Genomic DNA, 19,830 nt, shown 5'->3' with positions numbered 1-19,830 from the left:
ATGGCATGGGCTGGCTTTGGGCCAAGCACAGGGAACCGCCAGGTCAACTCCATACGGGCGGGTCGAAGATTGCCGTGCGTGCAGCGTGCGCGAGGGCGCTCTGCGCTCCGATGGATAGTCCGAGCCGGTTCCAGTGGAAGATGACGTGGTAGGCCAGCACGCGACGCAGCCCGCGGTCCATGGACGCGGATTTCACGGCTTCGGCGAGTGCCACGCCGACATCGCGGAAGGCGGCCGCCCACGCCTGCACAGGCGCCAATGGGCCGCCCCGCACAAAGAGCGGATCGTCGGGATCCAGGTGAGAGAGCAGCAGCTTCCTCAGCTCCGTTGTCATCTCCATCAGTCGTTCTTCCGGAACGCTGCCGAGCGCGGACCGGTGTTCCTCGCCGATGACGCGGTGCCATACGTCGCCCTGTTCGTACCACTCGAGCCCGGCGGCGCGCATCATGATCGAGCTGAGGAGCACGGATAGCTCTCGGCGGCCGATGGACACGTCCGAGCGGTGAGCGAGGGCCAGGATTTCCCGGCTGTCGGCCGAGAAGAGGTAGTGGGCGGCTTCCATGCCGGCTGATCCGCCGAACGCTGTGATCTCTGGCTCGTAGATGCCCGGCCACCACCGTTGCAGGTGGCCGGCGCCCACGAGTTCGTCGAGTGCCGCAGCGATGTGGGCCCTGGCGTCCGGGTCGGGGTGGATCCCGAGGCGCAGCCGCCAGCAGGGGTGTTTGCGGGTGTACCACCAGGCCGTGATGCTCCCCTTGGTCTCGGCGTCGAGCAGGATTGGTCGCAGAACGGCGGCCGCTGTGGCTTCGGCTTGGCTCCAGTTTGGGAACTCGAGGTAGAACTGCCACCAGGTGGAGCGCTCGGCCTGATCCGCGAGCGCGGTGTGACCTGCTTGCGTGAAGAGCTCAACGGCGTCGCCAAGGACGGTGGCGTCCATCCCTGCTCGACGAGCGACATCGTCTATGGGCTGGCCGGCCAGAACCTGCAGAACGGTCTCACCGGCCGGTAGACCGCAGCTCAGTCGATCAGCAGACATGCATCCCATCCTGTTCTTGGTGCCTGGTCGGTGGCGAGGGTGGTCAGGGCCAGGGCGTATCCGGCCTGGCCTGTGATGAGGCCAGGGACGCTGGGTGCTCCGGGTTGGGCGTGAGTGATCAGGGCCTTGCCGAGTGGCTCCAGCAGCGTGTTCAAGGAAGAGGTGGGGGAGTCGCGGGCAGCCCGCCATGCGGTTTGGTAGACCCCGGCCCAGCCGTGGCACAGCGTGGTGTCGGTGATCGCGCCGAGTTGGACCGGGTCGATGAGGCACCGGTGGAGGGCGTCCTCGTACGTCTGCTGCAGGGAGGCGTCCCGCAAGGCGATCCCGGCGAGTTGGCCAGCACGCGCGATGCCGACTGTGCCGTAGCACCAGCTCGGCCGGGCGGGTGCGTGGTGGTGCGGGCGTCCACGGTCGAGGTCGTGCCGTGAGAGGTGTTCCGGCCACCAGGGGCCAACGGGTCCGTGCTGGCGCCAGGTGTCGAGGTGTTCGCAGATGGTCCAGATGGCCTGTCGGTGGCCGCTGACGGTGATGCCGCGGCGCAGGCTCTGGGCCAGGAGCAGGAGCGGGCCGGTGATGCCGTGCGCGGCGCCGAAGTTGCCGTGCCCGCCGGGGAAGTGGGGGGACTCGCCGCGGGCCGGGTCGTGGCGGACCCACCAGCCGGGCAGGCCGTGGCCTTCAGGGGCGAGTGGGCGGGTGAGAGCGACGAGGTAGCGCAGGACGCGTTCGAAGGCAGTGCCGTCGGGTTCGGTGCGCAGGAGGTAGGTCCCGATGCCGGTGAGGCCGTAGAAGAGGTCGTACTCCGCGAAGGTGGGTAGTTCGCGGCTGTGGATGCGGGCGAAGGCGGTGTCGGTGCGACGGTGGGCGAGGGCGGTGGTGTGCCGGTGGAGGGTCTTGCGCGCCGGGTCGTACAGGTGCTGGAAGCGCGGCGGGACGGTGGTGAGGAGGAAGCCGACGGCCGGGGCGCCAAGGTGCAAGCCGGTGGTGTCGGCCGCGCTGATGTGCCCGGCGGCTGCGGCGGTGATCCACCGGTGGGCGGAGTGCCAGGAGCCGCCGTACCGGCTGGCCATCTCGACGTGCAGCAGACTGATCCCGGCGGCGCCTTCGGCGAGGGACTGTGCCGTCCAGGGCTCGTTAGGGGGTGGGGGAGCGGGTTCTGCCAGATGGGCGGTGTACTGCTGCAGGGTCGCGGCAGCGGTGGTGGCCGGCGCGGTCATCGGCTCGCCATCCGGTGTTGAAGGGCCGCGGTGCGCACGAGCCGCAGTGTGGTCTCCTCGGAGCTCGGGCTGACGCCCAAGGTCCTGACGTGGTGCTGGTGCAGCAGGGACCGGGCGACGGTCAGCGGGGCACGCTCCTGGGCCAGGTTGCTCCGGTAGGTGTGCAACGCGACGGCGCGGGCCCGCCACGCGTCGGCGACCTGGGGTCCGCCGGGAAGGGCCGCGAGAGTGGATCCCCCTTCGGCCGCGGTGAGTTCGAGGACTTGGTTGCGCAGGGCTCGGTCCAGCCTGCCCTGGCCCTGGGGAACGTTGCGTACCAGCCACTCCTCGGCCTCAGTGGTGCTTGGTGCGAGGTGGGTGACGAGGTTCAGGGCGCTGGCCGCGGCGATGGCCTGCGGGGCGAAGGCGTCGGTGCTTTCCGTGAGTTCGATTTGCGCGACTGCTGCGGTGGAGTCCGCCGCGAACACCTGGTGCGCGGCGTCCATGGCCGCCGTGTGGCCAAAGCGCCCGGTCTGGGGTTGGTAGGCGGCCAGGACGAGCCCGGAGGCCAGGCCGAGGGTGTGCAGCGTGTCCGCCCAGGTGTGGGCGTGTTCGGCTGCCGGTCCGTACGCGCCCTGTGGGAGGTGCAGTGTGAGGTCGAGGTGTTGGTCGGCGTCCGGACGGGCCATCTCCCGGTGCCGGGTGAACCACCAGGGCGGCGGGGTCTCACCGAACGCGGCGAGAAGGCGGGGCAGGTGCCGGATCAGGATTTCGTCGTAGCGGCCCGGGTGGGCGTGCAGCTGCGCGTGGAGGACGTCGCCGCCGCCGGGCAGGAGCGGCCGGGGGGCGGACGGGGTGGCGGGGCGTGGCTGGGGAAGGTCGGCGGTCTCGGGCTGGCGGCAGCCGAGGGAGAGCCATATCTCGTGCGCACGCCCGATCCAGCCGTGGGCGTCGGCGCCCGGGACCTCGCGCAGCTCCAGGCGTCGGGTGCTGTCGAGGTGCGCGCGCACGATACGGCGGTGGACCGGGTGGGCCAGGTCCAGGGGAAGGCGCTGGTCGTACTCGATCATGGCGACCTGCTTCGGAACATGCAGTCGGTCACGCCAGGCGTCGAAGGCGTCGTCCCACTGCTTTGCCGGGGCCTTGCGGCCGGGCAGGTCGTCGGCTTCCAGCAGCCATCGGGCCTGGGTGATGATCGTGCGGCGGTAGCGCACCCGCGGCAGGAACGGGAGCCGGGCGCCGGCGCCGAAGTCGAACGGCTTGTATGCCGCGTACCGCGCGGTGGCCACCTCGGCGAGGAAGCGGGCGAGCGGTGGAGTCTGGGTGCCGGCCTCCAGGGCATGCAGGACCCGCACGTCGATACGGCGGCCGGTGGAGAGCTCTACGAGGTGGAAGGTGCGCGAGTCCGTGGTGACGGCAAGGTCGGCGAGCTGGATCGTCGTTGCGTCCGCCTCTCGGTGGCCGGACAGTTCGATGACGTTCGGCAGTAGCTGCAGGGTGCGGGTGACGTTCTCGTTGCGGCGGCGGCGCGGAGGAAACACGAGCTGTGTGGGGACGGCGTCGGGGGAGCCGGGGTAGGTGGCGACGAGCGCGTCCTGCTGCTCGGGCGGCAGCAGGTGGGCGAACCGGCCGGCCATGCTGCTGCCGGGCCGCGGCACCGCGGTCAACAGCACGTCGAAGGAGCCGCGGGCCAGAGTCGTGGTGCTGTGTGCGTGGACCTCGAAGGCTGCCTCCACGCGTGGCACGAACAGCCGCTCGTCCCTTCCGGCGGCCTTTTCCAGGGCGGCGATTGCCGCGTCGGTGAGCCGGAGTTCGTCGCGGCCGTCCAGGAGGACTTGCTGTACCAGGGCGAGCAATACTTCGTCGCGGTTGGTGAGCAGCTTCGGGGCGGTGCCGCGCTCGGAGCCGGCGTACCCGGCGGGCAGACCGAGGCCGCTGTCGGAGACCAGGTCCATGACCGGCACCAGGGCGCCGACGCCGTACCTGGCCCTGAACCGGCGGTGGTAGTCGCGCCAGTGCTGGTAGCCGTAGGGCTGCGGCGTGGTCCGGTACAGGGCCGTGACGGCTGCTTGCACTTCCGCGATGACGGCCTGCGGGAGCTGCACCTGGCAGTCGAGGGCGGTGTCGATGAGCAGCGGTGTCGGGGTGACGGGGGTGAGGGCGCGCATCCGCGCGGCGACGGTGCGCACACTGGTGCCGGAGAGTGTCGGCTGGAGGGAAACCACGTCGTCACGCAGTGCGTACAGCGCGTGGACCAGGTCGCGCACGTCTGGGACGGTGTCCGCCTGGTGCCGCTCCAGTTGACGGCAGAGGTGCTGGAAGGCGTCCACGGTGGTCATGGGCGCCCACAGGCTGGTGATGAGGTACTGCTGCTCGACCAGGCTGGCCAGGAGAGCGTCGATCTGCTCCGCTGTGGCCTGCGGGAAACTGTCGTGCAGGTGGGCGTGGAGGTCGCCGTAGCCGATGCGGGCCTGGGCCGCGTCCATAGCCGTGGCAACCGGCCGGGCGTTGCGGACGGATATCTCAACCGGGGCCAGGAGGAGGACGTGGCCGTCGGTGGGCGGGCCCGGCGCCACGAGCCGGTCACCACGGGTGCGAGCGGCGTTGTTGGCGACGAGCGGTAATCGCTTCAGTAACTCGGGGCTGCGCTGGAGCCGCAGGACCACGTCGGTGACCCACTCGGCGTCTGGCCGGACTGTCGCGCGGGGTTTGTCGCGCCATCGCACCCTCGCGGCGGGCCCGACGGACACGGGGGCGGTGCCGGCGAACAGGCCGAGCGGGGTCGGGCGGTGCTGCCAGCGCAGGAGGTAGGAGACCGTGGACAGCGCGGTACGGCGAACGTGACGGGGGTCGGTCTGCTGGCCCTGGACGACCGCTGTGATGGCGTCGGACAGGACCGGGGTGGCCAGTTCTAGCGCGCTGCGGACGTCCTCGCGTTGCCAGATGCGGTTCAGCCATATGCGGGTGACGGTCACGTCGTCCAGGTTGAGCGTGCTGGGGACGTCTGCCGGGCCGGGGTTGGTGGTGGCGCGCAGCATCGCGGCGCCCTGCCACTGGTAGTCGGCGACTGCTTGGGAAGCCATGAGACCCTTCCTTCAGGCGGCGCGCGGGAGGAGCAAGGCGGCTGGTGGGCCGGGCGCAGTGCGACGCCCGGCCCACCAGCGAAGGGGTGGCCCGGATCAGGCCGGGTCCTCCACGAAGGAGTTGCAGGCGGAGGAGCCGGTCGCGCAGGTGGTGCCGCAGCCGTCGCCGGTGGAGCACTGGAGCTTGCCGTGCGGGTGCTCGGCGATCACAACCTTTACGTCCAGGGGAGCGAAGTCGTCGTCCAGGTCAGTCAACGGGGGCGGCGGTGCCAGGGTTGCGCTCGTCATGATGGTGCCCTTCCTTCCTGTATTCGGGTGGTGCGGGACGGCCTGGCTCTCGGCCGCTACGCCGAGGGCCAGGAGAGCGAGATCCGGCTGTGCACCTTGTCGATGACCCGGTCGGCCTGGATCTGGTCATCGGGGGTATTGGCCGGATAGGCCCGGATGACCGGGCTGGGGCCGCCGCGCCGGTTGGCCTCCCAGTCGTGCAGCAGGTCGGCGATCTTGTCGGCGAACTGCTTTGCGTTCGGGCCCAGGGCGTGCACGCCGTACTCGACGTGCTTGTTGTCTTCGGTGCGGCGGGTGACGAGGTAGGCGAACGTGTTGTCCTCGACGGCAGCGAGGGCGAACCTCTTGTGCACCGGGGCGACCAGGCCCGTGTCCAGGTCCTCATCGACGGCCATCGTGCAAAAGCCCGGCAGGCTGATCGCCATGGCCATCTGGAGCGTGTCGAGGACTTCCTGGAGGCCGACCGTGACGCCCGTCCACAGCTCGTGGCGCGGCGTCTTCACGGCGTTGTCCAGCCGGTGCGGGTCCGCGGGCAGACCGTCATCGAAGCGCAGGCCAATCTCCGGGGTGCCATTGACCAACAGCAGTTCCTCCTGGTGAGCGGACGAGCCCTGCATCGGAACGAACCCGCAGATCCGCGTCGACTCGCTCTCCAGGTAGTCGCCGTGCGTGCCCGTGACCCGGGTGAAACTGACCGAGCGGGTCAGGTTCCGCATCCGCAGTGGTACCACCAATCGGCCGCCCTGCTTGAGCTGCGCGATCCACGCCGGGGGGATGTCCCAGGCCCCTACGGTCACCAGGACGACATCGACCTCACCGAGGTCCGCGATGGGCTGGGCCGCATCGGCGGTGACGACCTGGACCCTGCCGTAGCCGTGCTCGTCCAGGAGCCGGCGCGTGCGTTCGGTGACGACGGGGTCGATGTCCACGCTGACGACTTCACCGTCCTCGCCGACGAGTTCGGCGAGGTAGGCCGCGTTCAGCCCACCTGAGCCGATCTCCAGCACCCGCATCCCGAGTTGCACCCAGGCCTGCTCCAGCATCATGGCCTGAATCTGCGGGGCGGAGACGGAGCTGAGCTGCACACCGTGCTCATCCGTCTTGGTGATCACGGCGGCGTACGTGTCGTACGCCTTCTCCAAGGTGGCTCCGGGCGCGAACAGATGGCGCGGGACCTTCCGCATCACGGATTCGATCTCGGGGGAGGTGATCGTGCCGTCTGCGCACAGTTCGTCGACGACTTTGTTGCGCAGGGCGCCGGCGTGGTCGGAGTCGACGGTCACATCGGTCATGGCGGCCTTCCTTCGTGTCGTGCAGGGCTGTCGGAACCGGGCGCAGTGCGCGCCTGGCGGCGTATGGAAGTTGGTCTGCTGGTGGTGCTCGGCCGCAGCCTCCGAGGAGGCTATGCACTCGGCCGCCGCTCGCGTGGTGACGCGACCGGAAGCGTCCGAGAGCGTGCACGGCACCGGTGCACCAACAAGGAGCGGGCTCCCCGAGTGGGGCGTGGAACCGTTGCTGCGCGCCGGAAGCTGGCTGGTGGTGCACCCCTTCCCCGGCTGATGGGCCCGTGGGGGAACGAGTCGGATCGCTGGCCGGGGAAGGGGGTTTGAGGCCCGTCGAACGGGCTACCGCGAGCGGCCTAGGCAGGGAGCCACGAGATGGCTGCCGACCGCGGCCGCGCAAGGCGTGCGGAGAGAGGGAGCCTCGCCGCATGCGGGGTTCAGGCGATGGTGCTCAGCACAGAGGCAAGGAGCGTTTCGTGCGGTATGGGGCCCGGCCGGAACCGGTCGAGGAGGTCGCGCAGCGGCATGGCCGGCACCAGACGGTCGCCTCGGATGCACCGCCGCCAGAACACGCCGGGTGGTTCCGTCTGAACCGATGGTGGCAAGGCGAGCTGGTGGGGCCGGCCCAGACACGCACCGTACCGGTGGGGATTCCACCGGGTGCTGGTCCCCGGCGGAACGAGCCAGATGAGCCAGCCGCGTTCGGGGTCCTCGATGACCGGACCGCAGGCATCTGGGCTGTCCGTCTGCTCGGTCTGCTGGATCTCGTCCAGCATCGCCACCACCCCATAAGCCTCGGGACCGCTTGCGGTGATCACGATGTCGAACAGGTGCCCGCCCAGCGGGAGCACGAGGCCCTCGCCGCGCTGGAAGTTCATCAGTCGTCGGATGCGGTCGGCCAGGGTGCCCATATCCGCGGCCGGTTCGCCGGGCGCCCCCCATGCGTTGGGCTTGGCGAATGTGGCGTCTGGGACGGGCGGACGCTTCGGCGCCGGGGAGGCCTGCGGCTCGCGGCGCGGCAGTTGGGTTGTCCTCATGCCGGTGACTCCCCATTCATGGCAGGGAGGATCGCTTGGACCGTCTTGCCGAGCACTCGACCTTCGTTGTCCCGCTTTACAACCCACGAAAGGCGCCCCCGGTGGTGGCGCAACCACCACAAGCCGCTGGGGGCCTTCGGCGGTGCCGGATCAACGGTGGTGGCCTGGTCGAAGTCCGGGAACTTGGGATGAGCGTCCGAGACTTCGATCATCAGTTCATCGGTTGTCGGGAACAGAGCGCACCGGAGGCTGATAGAGCCGTCGGTGAACGGCCTGCCGTTTCGGACGGCGTTGTCCACGAGCTTGTCGGCGACCTGGGCTGTCGCATCCATGTTCCCCGACCAACTCCACATCGTGAGCAGAGGGCGCGTCCGCAGCCGGGCATTCGGGCCCGCGCCCATGTTCGCGCTCAGCCTCCACTCCCGCGAGCATGTCGGCTCATCGTCGGCCTGTAAGGGCAGGAGGGTCACTGTGGCGCTCACCGGATGCCTTGCCGTCGTCAGCTCACCGCGTGCCTCATGCTTGATCGAGACAGATGCCTCGATTTCTCGGCTCCTCGTGTATGTACCGGGGGCGGTACCGTTCGTCATGTCGACGCTCCTTCAGTTGCTTTGAGCGTTGGCCGTCCCCGGGGCCGTGCGCGCGGTCGCCGGGGTTAACGCTGTTGATGTCTCAAGCGTCGTCCGCTGCGCCTAATTGCGGTATGACCGGCGGGGGTTACCGAGGCGGTAATACACTCGTTGCTACTTCGGAACTGCGTGCAACTGCGCATACGATCACTCCGGAAGTTGGCCCCATGGACGCCACCACCCCCGGCCCGCTCGCTCCCGACGTCCTCGACAGAGCCGACGTCACGCGAGCCCTGGCAGAGCACGACTTCGCAGCGGCCTTCGCTCTCATCAAGAAGTGGGGCGGCCTGTCGCAGAATCGCATTGCATCGGCTTGCCAGCTCACGCCCGGCAAGGTTTCAACGATCATCAGCGGTCAGCAGCAGGTCACCAGCTTCGAGGTGATTTGTCGCATCGCCGACGGGCTGCGAATTCCCGGGCGCATGGTGGGCCTTGTCGACCGGCCCTGGGAAGCCAGACCTGATGTCCCAGACCAGCCGCCACCGACCCCGGTCACACGGTTATCCGCCGACGACGCTTCGTGGTTTCCCACAGCGACCGTGACACTGGCCGGAGACCTGACCAGGAGTGATCTTGTGATGGACCGTCGCACAGCATCACGCGCACTTGCCAGCGCAGCCCTGTCCGGCGCTGCGCTCCTCGAATCCCTCGAGGGATGGCTCCAACCCGCATCAGGCTCCCAATCCGATGCAGGCCACCGGGGTCGCATCGGAATGCGCGAGGTACGGCAGCTGGAAGGAACAGCACGCGCGTTCCGGGCCTGGGACCACCGGTACGGCGGAGGTCTCCGCCGTAAAGCCGTCGTCGGCCAGCTCAACGAGGTGGCCAGCCACCTGGAAGACCACCAGGCGCCGAGCGTCGAGCGAGGCCTTTTTCAGGTGATGGCCTATCTCGCGGGCACGGCCGCGACGATCGCCTGGGACTCGGGACTCCAGCGGCAGGCTCAGTCCTACTACCTGCTTGCCCTCCGCGCCGCTCACGCCGCCAGCGACGCCGCTTTCGGTGCGAACGTGCTCGCGGGCATGGCCCGGCAGATGCTGTATCAAGACCGCCCACAAGATGCACTAGAGCTGGTGCACCTGGCCCAGAAAGGCGCGCGCCGAGCCGCGGGACCGCGCCTGCAAGCAATGCTCCACACGCGAGAGGCGTGGGCCTATGCGGCCATGGGGCGCGCGTCTGCCTTCCAACGAGCCACCGGCGAGGCGGCCGAGGCCCTCGCCAAGGCAGGGCCGGATGACGAACCGTACTGGATCGCGTACTTCGACGATGCGGAGCTGTCCGGTGTCACCGGCGGTCGCCTGCTGGACATGGCCCGCAAAGAGCCCCAGCACCACGCCGATAGAGCTGCGGACTTCATCCGTCGGGCCCTGGCCCGGCGCGGACCGGAAGAAGCCGGGCGCAGTCACGCTCTCGACACCATCGGCCTGGCCGAGTGCCACTTCCTCATGGGCGACCTGACCGGCGCCGTAGACCACACGCGGCGCGCCGTCGAAGCAGCAGCCCTTACCCAGTCCAGCCGCGTGCGGACGCAGCTCAGCCAGCTGTATCCGTACACGGTCGGCCGGGGGGCCTCACGGCCGATGGCGGAGGCCCGGACAATGATCCGTGAAATATTGTCGAGCTGAGGGAGCAATGTGACCACGATTGCCGTGACCGGGCACATGGATCTGACTGAAGACAGCGTGCCCCTGGTACGCGCCGCACTGCGAGAAACCTTGAAGACGTACGCCGCAGACCTCACCGGCGTTTCCTGCATCGCCAAGGGATCAGACTCACTCTTCGCGGAGGTCGTCGTGGAACTCGGCGGACGCCTTGTCGCGGTGATCCCTTCCCAGGACTATCGGACGAACAAGGTCAAGGCCGACCACGCCGACACCTTCGACCGCCTCGTCGAGACCGCCGCCGAGGTCCTTGTCCTGGAACACGAGACGGCGAACCGGTCGGCTTACGAGGACGCCAACCGCACGCTCCTCCAGCGGGCTGACCGACTCGTAGCCGTCTGGGATGGCACGCCGCCTTCCGGTAAGGGAGGCGGTACAGCGGACACGGTGCTGGAGGCTCGCGACGCGGGGCTGGCCATCGACGTCATCTGGCCCGACGGCGCCGCCCGCCGCAGCTACCGGTCTGCGACCCCACCGACCTCGCCCTGATTGGTGCCCTCTTCTGACGCGAACCCCGAACTCCCGTACGTACAACCCTCTCTCTTGGAGAACCTGATGGACGCAGGCACTTGGGACCTCATCGAACGGCTTCGCGACTGGTTGGACGCCGAGAGCCCTGTGACGGGCGACAGCGTGAAGATCATGCGCGTGCTCAAGATCGGCGAGGAATTCGGCGAGGTCGCTGAGGCGCTGCATGGAGCGATGGGCACGAACCCACGCAAAGGCGCAAGCCACACATGGGACGACGTTCACAAGGAACTCTGCGACGTCACGATCACAGCGCTGATCGCGCTCGCCTCGCTCACACCGGACGCGCACAAGCTGTTCGAGGAGCGGCTCCGGCACATCGCAGACCGTTCACTCACCTGAGGGATTCCCCAGATCGCCGCCGGGAGCGCGACCGCGCGCCGACCTCCGCGAGAATCCCCGTCCAGCGGGGGTTCTTCGCGTTCGAGGAGACCGTCGAGACCGCGGTGCGGTTCTCGGAATGTGCGTCCGGTGCCGCGTTGCTGGCGGCATCAGCACCATGAGCGGGTGGCGTGAGCCAGCCGCGGAGGGCGCCGGGGTGTACGGGGCGGGCTCGGAGGTCGAGGACCAGGCGGCGGTGCGCGGCGTGGAGGTTCGCACGGCAGCGCGGCGGGCGCCGGGCGGGGGAGCATCCTGGCTGGCGCGGGGACGGCCGGGCTGGGTGGGGATCCAGCGGTAGCCAGGGTCAATGCCCTGCAGTTGGGCGGTGATGCCGTCCTCGGGTACTGGTGGGCTCGCGTATTCAACCGGCACCAGTTCCCCGCGGGGCCCAGCCTGATGGTGACCGTGAGTGGTTTCTAGAGGGGACCGGCTCCGGTGCCATCGGCTTGGGCCCGGCCGTCTCTGTCGGGCACGCTTCTGACGTGTCGTAGTTGTGATCGCGCTACCTCACTCTGTGCGCTCGTGATCCGCCGGGCCGAGCTCCCTTCGGAGCCGGGCCACCAGGTCGCGTGCCGCTTGGAGGCGCTCCGGGGAGCTGCCGGTGAGCATCGCCTCGGCGAGGGTGTCCTCGTCCGCGCTCAGCGGAATCAGATGCAGATAGGCCAGCAATCGCGAGCCTGCGGGCAGCGGAACATCGTGTACGGCATACAGGCCGTACAGGATCCATTCCACGGACAGCGCGGCCCAGAAGCCGAGTTCCCGCGGGTCGCCGGAGGCTTGGGCGCGGTCCAGCTTCGCCTGGCTGTGCCACAGATGGGTCGCGATCAGCTCGCGCAACTCCGCCGAGGTGCGGTACGTGGCCAGGAGCCGGCGGGCCGCCTCCGCGAGGCGGACGGCCGGGCCCCGGTCCACCAGGACCTCCGCTTCGAGGAACGAGTACAACCACGAGGTTTTCGGCCGGTCGAATCGGGTGAGCCACTGCGCCTCCGGCCGCGCGATCCACTCCACCAACAGGCCATCGACCAGTTGCCGAGGCGCCAACTCCAGTGAGGAGTCCTCGGTGGTCACGACGAGCAGGTCGATGTCGGATGTGGCCACATGCTCGCCGCGGCAGACCGACCCGGACAGCAGGACGGCGAGTACATCGTCCCGCCCGGCCAGCCCCGTCGCGACGCGTTCGGCGATCTTGCGATGCAGATCCATGCCATTGATCATGGCCGGCTGGCCTGTGGGCACCGGTTGACGAAGGCCCGCAGCATCGATCCGCCGTCGGCGGAGGTTCGGTGTCGACCGCTTGTGTCCGCCCTTGTTGGTGTCAGGTGCTGATGTCGGCGAGAAGGGGCGCTCGTGACAAGGCCAACTGAGCGTGGTGGCTGCCCACGTGATCGACCTGTGCGCCACTCGATGCGAACCGCGCCCGCCGTAGCCTATGCCTTTGGCCTCGTATCCGAACATGGCGTCAGCGGCGCCAGCGGACCCACCCTCCTGGCAAATCGGGGAACAGGCACGTCCGCGGTCGCATGCCGGAAGCCGAGGAACTGCTCGACGGCGTCGACGATCAGATCGTTCTCGGTCTTCCCGTCTGCGCGTGCGGCCTCGGCGAGCCGGGTCTCCAGCTCAACTGGCAGATGAACCGTCATCGGAGGCACACCGCCATGGTCTGACCGCGTTATCAGGGTGTCAATGGGCACGTCGCCGTCCTGCCCTGCGCCGCCCGCGTCTGCGTTGAGGATCGCCACCGTCATTCCTCGTTCAAGGGCGGGTGATGCGCACCACCCGACCCGGGAGTGATCCGCAGCGATTGCGCAGGTTGTCTACGGGTGCGGGGCGTGGCTCCAGGGGACTTGCTGGTCGGGGTGTTGGACGGGGCGCCACACGGGTGCTGACGGGCCGTTGCGGAGCAGGTCGGTCATGGGCGCCGCCAGGGCAGGGACGGTGCGCAGAAAGTCGGCCAGTGCCGGTTCCGAGGCGGCTGCGTGGAGGGCGCGGATGCGGTTCTGGACGCCGGTGGGGCCGGTGCCGTCCAGGACGAACAGGAGTCGTGGGAACAGGGGGTAGTGGCGCCTCCAGTCCTCTTCCGGGGGTTGCTGGCTGATGGTGTGCCGTGGGCGTGCGGGTGGGGGTGTGGGGATGTAGTGGTGGAGGCGGGCGTAGGCGGTGAGTTTGGTGGCGAGGCGTTCGGGTCCCATGGTGGCCCGGTCGACTTCGACGAAGGCGCGCAGCATTGATCCGCCGTTGTTGGAGGTGCGGTAGTAGAGGAGGGCGTCGGGGATGACTGCCTCGCCGCTGCCGAGGGGGTGGTGGACCTCGGGGATCCAGTCCAGGGGCCGGCAGATGTCGCCGTGGCGGCGGGCGTCCTGCAGGAAGGCCAGCCCGGTCTCCGTCACCACCAGCGAGTGCCCCACCCGTAGCCTGGCGGCGGTGGGGTCGGCGTTCAGCTTCGGCGGCCGCCGGTCCCGCAGTTCGGGCCACTCTGCGGCGATGTCCACGCCGTATTGGGTGGCGAACCACACCCGTGTCCGGCCGGCCTGCGGCAGGGTGATGCGCTCGATGAGGCCCTCGTCGCGGAGCTTGGCCAGGCGGCGCCGGGTCTGCTCGATCCGCACCCCCGGCGCGATCACCAGATGCATCTGCTCGGTCGTCGCCATCCGGTACTGCGCCAGCACGGCCAGCGCCAGCCGGTCTCCTCCGCCGGCATCCGTGTTCAGCATCGCCACCGTCGTCCTCCCGTACGGTGCGGCGCCGATCCTGTCTGGCGCCGCGTTCAGGACCCAGGCCAGCAGCCGGCCCCGACCAGAGGACCGACCACGAAGGCCCGACCAGCGTCACGATGCGATAACCCCGCCCCCGACCACGCCGGGAACCCCGCCGAGTACCCCTCGCGGGCAGACCCCAGTTGGTCAGGACCGGGACGCCGCGCAGCCACGCTCCCAGATGTCAGGCCGGCCAGGCCAGGGCGAGGACGACGCACCGCGGGACGCCCGCGTCCGCGATCCACACCAACACCAGCGCGCAGATCACGAAGGGGTTGCCGCCCAAGAAGCAGGTCCATACCGAGAAGTACGGTTGCTCGGGGGCCGTGGACGTCGGAGTGCCGACGACGTGGCCGGTCTCGGTGAGCCGACGGCCCGCTGGGGCGATACCGAAGTCGTGCGGAGGCAGGCGACTCGCTGACGGTCAGAGGAAGACGGCGATGGGATGCTCCAGGGCGACGTCGCGGGCGTGGGCGTCCCAGCTCGTCACCTTGCCCAGGCAGTGAGCCTGGAACTGGCCCGTGGGTAGTTCCTTGTTCGCCCTGTGCAGCCCTTCGCGACGCAGGACCACGCGCAGGTGCGCGGACAGTTCGCCCTCCTCGTACGGCGCCCGCATCACCAACGTCTCCCCGCTGCCGCCCTGGGCCTCGAACCGGGCCGTGACCATCACGAACTCCCCGATCGAGCTCAGCGCCACCTCGCCGGACGGATCCCCGGCCGCCTTGCGCCGGTCCAGCTCCGTGACGAGGGCCGAGTTCGGCGTGACGGTCCTGGGGGCCGGCCAGAGCCGGACCTCGACGAGGCCGTCCTTGCTCTTCAGGATGGACAGGAGCAGGCCGATCACCGACATCGGTTTGCTCTCCTCCACATACTTGGCCACCACCTCGGTGGATGTACGCCCGACCACTTTGAAGAGCAGGGACAGGAAGGGAATCACCGCCAGGCACCCGGCGTTGCGGATGCGCCGCTCCTCGACCTCCCGTCGCATGGCCGCCTTGTAGTTGCCCATCTCGTAGAGGTTCATGACGGCGTCGTTGTCCAGGTAGAGCGGAAGGTAGTTGGGGTCGGTCCCGGTCCTCCTCCTCCTGAGCACCCGCCGCACGGCATTCCAGGCCAGCACGAGCACGCCGACGAACGCCGCCAGCCACCACACCATCGAACCCCACCAGGCACTCCACCATGTGCCGTCAAGAACAGCCACGGATCTCCTTGAACGCAGTGGACAGGGACGAGTCGTGGGCGTCGACCATGCGACCGCCGGTCACGGAGGCGACCTGGCGCAGCTCCGCGGCGTCGGCATCCCCGAAGTACACGGGATAGGTGTGCACCGCGCGGACGTCGGCCGGCCGGGCCCGGTAGCGGCTGACGAAGGTCGCGTGGTCGATGCCCGCGTTGTTCTCCCCGTCGGTCATCAGCACGATGGACACGGCCCGCCCGGGGTCGTCGCGTAGGGCCTTCTCGGCGGTGTCGTATCCGTGGTCCAGCGCGGTCCAGATGGCGGTGGAACCGTCGTAGCCGCCACGGGCGACGAAGTCCTGAAGCGCCGTGAGGTCCGCCGGGCCGCGCACGGTGACCATGCGCTCGTCCAGCGGCCGTCCGCCGAAGCGTGTCACGGTCAGCCGCTCGCCCTGGTAGAACCGCACGAACTTGCCGGCAGCGGAGGAGTCCGCCCCGCTCAGACCGGCGAACGCGGCGCGCAGCGCGTCCGTGCGGGGTCCGCGCATGGAGCCGGAGAAGTCGAGCAGGAAGATCACCTGGTCGGCGATGCGGCGCCGCGGGTCGCCGTAGTCGTCGAGGAGCCGGTCGAGGACGGTCGGGTCGTCGGGGAAGTACAGCGCGTTGCCGAGGGGCGCCTTCAGCCGGTCGTCGCGGCGTACGGCGGTGTTGACCGGGCGGCGAAGGGTCTGCCGCATGATCTCGCGCTGATGGTCGGCCTCGGTCAGCCACTTCACCACCCGGTCGTAGGCCTCGCGGCGGCCTGCGTCGAGCAGGAGCAGCGGATAGTCGGACAGCACCATGCCGTCGGCGGGGTGGACGATCTCCAGGGGCTGCTTCAGCTTCCCGGAGGCGTTCAGCCGCAGCAGCTCGGATTCGTACGTGATCAACGCGTTCGTACGGCCCGGGCGCTCGGCGAACGCGTCGAGCAGGGCCCCGGAGCTCTCCGCGGTGAGTGTCTGGCCGGAGCGAAAGCCGCGCAGCCGGTCGCAGCTGACGTCCTCGGGCCGCAGCGCGCTGCCTGTGCCGGCCGCGGCGGTCGCGACGCCGACGAGCGCGGCCAGGCCACTGTTGGAGTGCCGTGGGTCGGCCATGCCGAACCGCACGGTGCCGGTGGCAGCGGCGTCGGCGATGTCCGCCCAGGACAGCTGCCCGTCGGGAACCTTCTCCCGCAACTGCTCCGCGACGTTGCGGGTCAGTCCTACGACGACCGGTGAGCGCATGATCGACGTGCTCTGCACGCTCGGCGAGGGCGCGGCACCGTGGCCGATCCCCTTGAGCCTGAGCCGGAGGTAGCGGTCGGAGGAGAGCCACGCAAGGTCGTAGGAGTGGCGGCCGGTGAGGAGGGTGTCACTGGCGTCGTTGGTCGCCTTGTAGTCCATCTCCAGGCGGACTCCGGTGTCCTCGCGCAGCTGCCTCAGCAGTGGCTCCATATCGGAGAGTTCGTCGCTGGCGAGGACGCGCAGGGTGGTGGCTGGCCCGTTGCCGCCGGAGCAGGAGACGAGGGCGCCGAAGGTGGCGAAGAGGACGAGGCACAGTGCCAGCGTGACGGATCGGCGTACGGTCACGGCGCCTCCTCGCCGGCCGCCGTCGACTGCTGTGCGGGGGCACAGTCGCCCACGTCCTCGATCATCCGCTCCAGCAGGTCGAGCCGGGGCAGCACCGCCTTGGTGTCGTCGGACGACAGGACGGGCGCCTGGATGTGGCGGTCGTGCAGGAACCCGGTGAGCGCGTCGCTGGTGGACGCGCTGCCGGCGGCGCGGACGCGGAAGCCCAGTTCCATGGCCCGTCTCTGCAGTGCGGGGTCGTTGGTGATGAGGTCGCCGAGCTTGTCACCCTGCGGGGTCAGCGCGATGAACTGGGGCTCGGTGACGAACCGCGCCGAGGGGTAGAGCAGGACGCGCTCGGCGTCGACGTGCCCGGTATTGGCCTGGGCCGCTATCTGGTGGGCCAGGAACTGGTGCTCGTAGATGACCGCGATCGGGGAGATGCTCTTGCCCTCGGCGGACACGTAGGTCTCGTTCTTCTCCCCGGAGGGCATGCCCTGGTCGTTGAGAAGGAGCTTGATGTTGTTCGCGAAGCTGTCCGCCTGAGCCGTGTCCTGCGGGATGTCGTTCTTGTTCCACACGTAGGAGACCAACCCCAAGTAGGTCCCCGCCGAGTTGGCCTCGCAGATGTCGGAGGTCTGGGCGAGCACCTTGTTGCCGTTGTGTATGCCGTAGCGCTCGATGCCCAGGGCGTCCCAGCGCTTGTCCGCCTTGGTCGCCCTGAGGAACTTCTGCATGTCGAGCGAGTAGTAGAGCGGCTGGGCCCCGTAGGAAACGCCTGGCAGGGGCTTGGCGATCCCGGCGGCCTGGAGGGTGCGGGCGTACTCGCGGTACGTACCGAGCACGATCGGGCTGACGAACGGCCGGTACGTCGTCGCCGGAAGGCCCGCAGCGGCCTGCTTCTTGGTGATCAGGTCGGCAGCGGGTTGCCCCGACGGGAAGACGACGTCGTAACCGTCGTAGCTCTGGGTGGCGATTCCGCGCGACCCCATGCGGGTGATGTGCACCCGTAAGCCGTGCTGGATGAGCAGCCGCTTGACCTCGGGATCCTCGAAGTAGTCAGACTTCGAGGCCATCTTGGCCTCGATGGTGACGATGCGCTGAAACGGCAGCGTGGCGTGCCCCTGGGCGAGCACGACAATCGTGCAGAGAGCGGTGGCCGCGGCGACGATACGCGGGATCAGCCAGGGCACCCTGGAGCGTGGCTCCGGCACAACCGCGGGAGCGTCGACCTTCAGGCGGGGTTCTCCGGTCGGACGGGATCTCTCAGCTTCGGCTCTGTGTGTGGCCACCCGGTTCTCCTGCGTGATCGGGCAAGGATCGTCTGCACACCGGACGACTCCGGATGAAACTGCCAACTAACCCGTGACGAAAGAGCTGTGAAGATATGTCAGAAGTTCACAGGATGAGGGGGCGGCTGGTGCCACCACAGGGAATCCGGTCGCGACACGAGGTCGAACAGCCCCGGGAAGCAGGGCTCGAAGTCCGCCCTGGTTGTGCCCGACCCTGCCGACGGGCACACCGAAGCCACCGCAGCTGCGCGACCAGTCAGCGGAGCCAGCCGTCTTCCGTACTCGCGCGGGATGGGCCAAGCGCTAGCCGGTCTCCGCCGCGGGCGTCTGCGTTCAGCATCGCCACCGTCGTCCCTTCCGTACGGTGCGGCGCCGTTCTGCCCGGCGCCGCGCTCAGGGCCCAGGCCAGCAGCCGGCCCCGACCAGAGGACCGACCACGAAGGCCCGACCAGCGTCACGATGCGATAACCCCGCCCCCGACCACGCCCGGGACCCCGCCGGGAACCTCTCCGACAACCCCGCCGACAACTGTCCGCCCTCTCCCGGCGCCTGACGGAGTATCCGCAGGTCACTACGCCTTTTGGGCGTGGTCGGGGAGCCAGACATCCCCCTCTGCACCCCCACAACGCCCCCGCCCAGAAAGAAGAGAAGGGAAAAGGGGAGGGCGGGCGTGGTGTGGTGGAGCGTCGGGGGATCGGGCGGCTCTCAAGGGTGTTGCGCGTCGGCGGGGCCTGCGCGCTCCGCGCCTGACGAGTTGGCGCCGAGGAGGACCAGGGGCGCCGGCCGGGGGCAGCTGCGCGGACGGACGTCAGGGCGACGGCTTTGCCGTCTGCGGGGCCGGGCCGGTGTAGTCCTGCTCCTGGTCGTGTTTGTCGTCGTGGTTCTGGCTGTGTTCGTACAGGGTGCGGGCTTCGGCGACGGCGCGTTGCCAGCCGCGCTCGTTGCCGCCGTGCTCGCGCGCGAGCTGGGTGGCGATGCCGTGCCGGTATCCGCCGGCCTTGCGGAGTTGGTCGAGGGCGGTGGCGACGGCTTGGTCGCGTTGGGCGCGGCTGGGGCCGCCTCCCTGGTTGCCACGGCCGTCTCCTGGGCGCCGTCCGGCGGTCTGGAGACGGCCGGTGCCGACGTCCTCCCGCCAGGCCGCCCAGAACGCTTCTACAGCCTCCTGGACGTAATAGTGGGTGCCTTCGATCGTGCACGCCACCTCGGGAAAGCGGCGCTCCGGCGGGTACTGCTCGCGCTGGGCGTACCAGCGGGCCACGGTGGCTGCGGACGCCCCGGTGTGCTGGATGACCCATGCGCGGCTCACCACCCATCGGCCGTCATCGATCCGACGCGACGCGCCGTCCCCGCTCATCACTGACACTCCCTCACCCTGTGCGCAGCGCAGCATCACGACCATCAACACCCATTAGACTAGAACAGTCTCGCCTAGAGATGCGCTGGCGGGGATTTTTCGGAGAGGGTTTGCCGACCCGTTGAATCCGAAATTCCCCGCCAGCATTTTTTTAATGCCCCCGAGAATGAACCGGCTCGTCGATTTCAAGAAGAGCACCCGGGTGAAGCATGGCGCAATATTTCGCTTTTATTCCTTCTCTCTCTCCCCCCGCGGAGCGGGTGTCCCGGGGCGCTGCGCGCCCTGGGGAAGTGAGGGCGGGCGGCTGCGCCGTCCGCACGGCTGGGGCGGTCCGCTGCGCTCCCCTCCCCAGTGTTGGTGGCTGGGGAGGGGAGCTGTGCACAGGGGGCCAGGTCGCCATCCGCAGCACCCCTGCGCGCCCCGTGCGGGCCGACCGGGGCAGGGAAGTGGGCCCGGGGGAGCCACCCCGGGCCCATGGGGCCTCTACAGGACGGTGTAGGCGACCGGCGGGTAGACCGCCTCGCACCCGTCCTCGTCGTCGCCGTCGTCG

The 19,830-nt window shown here is 69.3% G+C and carries 18 protein-coding genes; 4 read left to right on the top strand and 14 right to left on the bottom strand.

Features of this window, described 5'->3' with window-relative positions; translation table 11 throughout:
• Positions 1–43 precede the first annotated feature (43 nt).
• From AB0I54_RS45240 to AB0I54_RS45210, 7 genes are all read right to left on the bottom strand, one after another.
• A complete protein-coding gene (locus AB0I54_RS45240) occupies positions 44–1,036 on the bottom strand; it encodes a thiopeptide-type bacteriocin biosynthesis protein (protein ID WP_363302232.1) in 993 nt (330 codons plus the stop codon).
• On the bottom strand, positions 1,018–2,250 hold the full coding sequence (locus tag AB0I54_RS45235; RefSeq protein ID WP_363302231.1) for a lanthionine synthetase C family protein: 1,233 nt from the start codon (positions 2,248–2,250) through the stop codon (positions 1,018–1,020). The genes AB0I54_RS45240 and AB0I54_RS45235 overlap by 19 nt, the downstream gene beginning before the upstream one ends.
• Entirely contained in the window at positions 2,247–5,312 is a 3,066-nt protein-coding gene (locus AB0I54_RS45230) for a lantibiotic dehydratase (RefSeq protein ID WP_363302230.1), read from the bottom strand. Before AB0I54_RS45230 ends, AB0I54_RS45235 begins: the two co-directional genes overlap by 4 nt.
• Before the next feature lie 96 nt (positions 5,313–5,408).
• Complete coding sequence (gene fxlA / locus AB0I54_RS45225; RefSeq protein ID WP_363302229.1) at positions 5,409–5,600, bottom strand: FxLD family lanthipeptide; 192 nt, start codon at positions 5,598–5,600, stop codon at positions 5,409–5,411.
• Positions 5,601–5,656: 56 nt separating this feature from the next.
• Positions 5,657–6,892: a methyltransferase, FxLD system gene (gene fxlM / locus AB0I54_RS45220; protein ID WP_363302228.1), complete on the bottom strand. Its 1,236-nt coding sequence runs from the start codon at positions 6,890–6,892 to the stop codon at positions 5,657–5,659.
• A 428-nt stretch (positions 6,893–7,320) separates the two neighbouring features.
• A complete protein-coding gene (locus AB0I54_RS45215) occupies positions 7,321–7,920 on the bottom strand; it encodes a hypothetical protein (RefSeq protein ID WP_363302227.1) in 600 nt (199 codons plus the stop codon).
• Positions 7,917–8,510, bottom strand: a complete 594-nt coding sequence (locus AB0I54_RS45210; RefSeq protein ID WP_363302226.1) for a hypothetical protein — start codon at positions 8,508–8,510, stop codon at positions 7,917–7,919. The genes AB0I54_RS45215 and AB0I54_RS45210 overlap by 4 nt, the downstream gene beginning before the upstream one ends.
• A 206-nt stretch (positions 8,511–8,716) precedes the next feature.
• Here AB0I54_RS45210 and AB0I54_RS45205 point away from each other — a divergent pair, with 206 nt between their 5' ends.
• The 4 genes from AB0I54_RS45205 (at position 8,717) to AB0I54_RS45190 (ending at position 11,417) form a co-directional block, all read left to right on the top strand.
• Positions 8,717–10,174, top strand: coding sequence for a helix-turn-helix domain-containing protein (locus AB0I54_RS45205; protein WP_363302225.1), 1,458 nt, complete (start codon positions 8,717–8,719; stop codon positions 10,172–10,174).
• A gap of 9 nt (positions 10,175–10,183) precedes the next feature.
• Entirely contained in the window at positions 10,184–10,699 is a 516-nt protein-coding gene (locus tag AB0I54_RS45200; protein WP_363302224.1) for a hypothetical protein, read from the top strand.
• Positions 10,700–10,765: 66 nt separating this feature from the next.
• The gene (locus tag AB0I54_RS45195) at positions 10,766–11,080 is read left to right on the top strand and encodes a MazG-like family protein (protein ID WP_363302247.1); all 315 of its coding nucleotides are present in this window, start codon (positions 10,766–10,768) and stop codon (positions 11,078–11,080) included.
• 157 nt (positions 11,081–11,237) lie between these two features.
• Positions 11,238–11,417 carry a hypothetical protein gene (locus tag AB0I54_RS45190; protein ID WP_363302223.1) on the top strand — a complete coding sequence of 60 codons (180 nt, stop codon included), beginning with the start codon at positions 11,238–11,240 and terminating at the stop codon, positions 11,415–11,417.
• A 209-nt stretch (positions 11,418–11,626) separates the two neighbouring features.
• Here the strand turns inward: AB0I54_RS45190 and AB0I54_RS45185 are convergent, their stop codons facing one another.
• The 7 genes from AB0I54_RS45185 to AB0I54_RS45155 all read right to left on the bottom strand — a co-directional run bounded on the left by AB0I54_RS45185 (position 11,627) and on the right by AB0I54_RS45155 (position 19,280).
• The gene (locus AB0I54_RS45185; RefSeq protein ID WP_363302222.1) at positions 11,627–12,322 is read right to left on the bottom strand and encodes a nucleotidyltransferase domain-containing protein; all 696 of its coding nucleotides are present in this window, start codon (positions 12,320–12,322) and stop codon (positions 11,627–11,629) included.
• A gap of 224 nt (positions 12,323–12,546) precedes the next feature.
• On the bottom strand, positions 12,547–12,858 hold the full coding sequence (locus AB0I54_RS45180) for a hypothetical protein (protein ID WP_363302220.1): 312 nt from the start codon (positions 12,856–12,858) through the stop codon (positions 12,547–12,549).
• A gap of 75 nt (positions 12,859–12,933) precedes the next feature.
• Positions 12,934–13,830: a replication-relaxation family protein gene (locus tag AB0I54_RS45175; RefSeq protein ID WP_363302219.1), complete on the bottom strand. Its 897-nt coding sequence runs from the start codon at positions 13,828–13,830 to the stop codon at positions 12,934–12,936.
• A 466-nt stretch (positions 13,831–14,296) separates the two neighbouring features.
• Positions 14,297–15,073: a hypothetical protein gene (locus tag AB0I54_RS45170; RefSeq protein WP_363302217.1), complete on the bottom strand. Its 777-nt coding sequence runs from the start codon at positions 15,071–15,073 to the stop codon at positions 14,297–14,299.
• Positions 15,060–16,655: a VWA domain-containing protein gene (locus AB0I54_RS45165; protein WP_363302216.1), complete on the bottom strand. Its 1,596-nt coding sequence runs from the start codon at positions 16,653–16,655 to the stop codon at positions 15,060–15,062. The genes AB0I54_RS45170 and AB0I54_RS45165 overlap by 14 nt, the downstream gene beginning before the upstream one ends.
• Positions 16,652–17,827, bottom strand: coding sequence for a hypothetical protein (locus tag AB0I54_RS45160; protein ID WP_363302215.1), 1,176 nt, complete (start codon positions 17,825–17,827; stop codon positions 16,652–16,654). Before AB0I54_RS45160 ends, AB0I54_RS45165 begins: the two co-directional genes overlap by 4 nt.
• A 907-nt stretch (positions 17,828–18,734) precedes the next feature.
• Positions 18,735–19,280 (bottom strand): hypothetical protein, encoded by a 546-nt coding sequence (locus AB0I54_RS45155; RefSeq protein WP_363302214.1) that lies wholly within the window; start codon positions 19,278–19,280, stop codon positions 18,735–18,737.
• Between the last annotated feature and the right edge of the window lie 550 nt (positions 19,281–19,830).

Origin of the sequence: Streptomyces sp. NPDC050625 (assembly GCF_040654755.1) — a bacterium.
Classification (GTDB): domain Bacteria; phylum Actinomycetota; class Actinomycetes; order Streptomycetales; family Streptomycetaceae; genus Streptomyces.
This window is presented reverse-complemented; position numbering and strand designations above follow the sequence as displayed.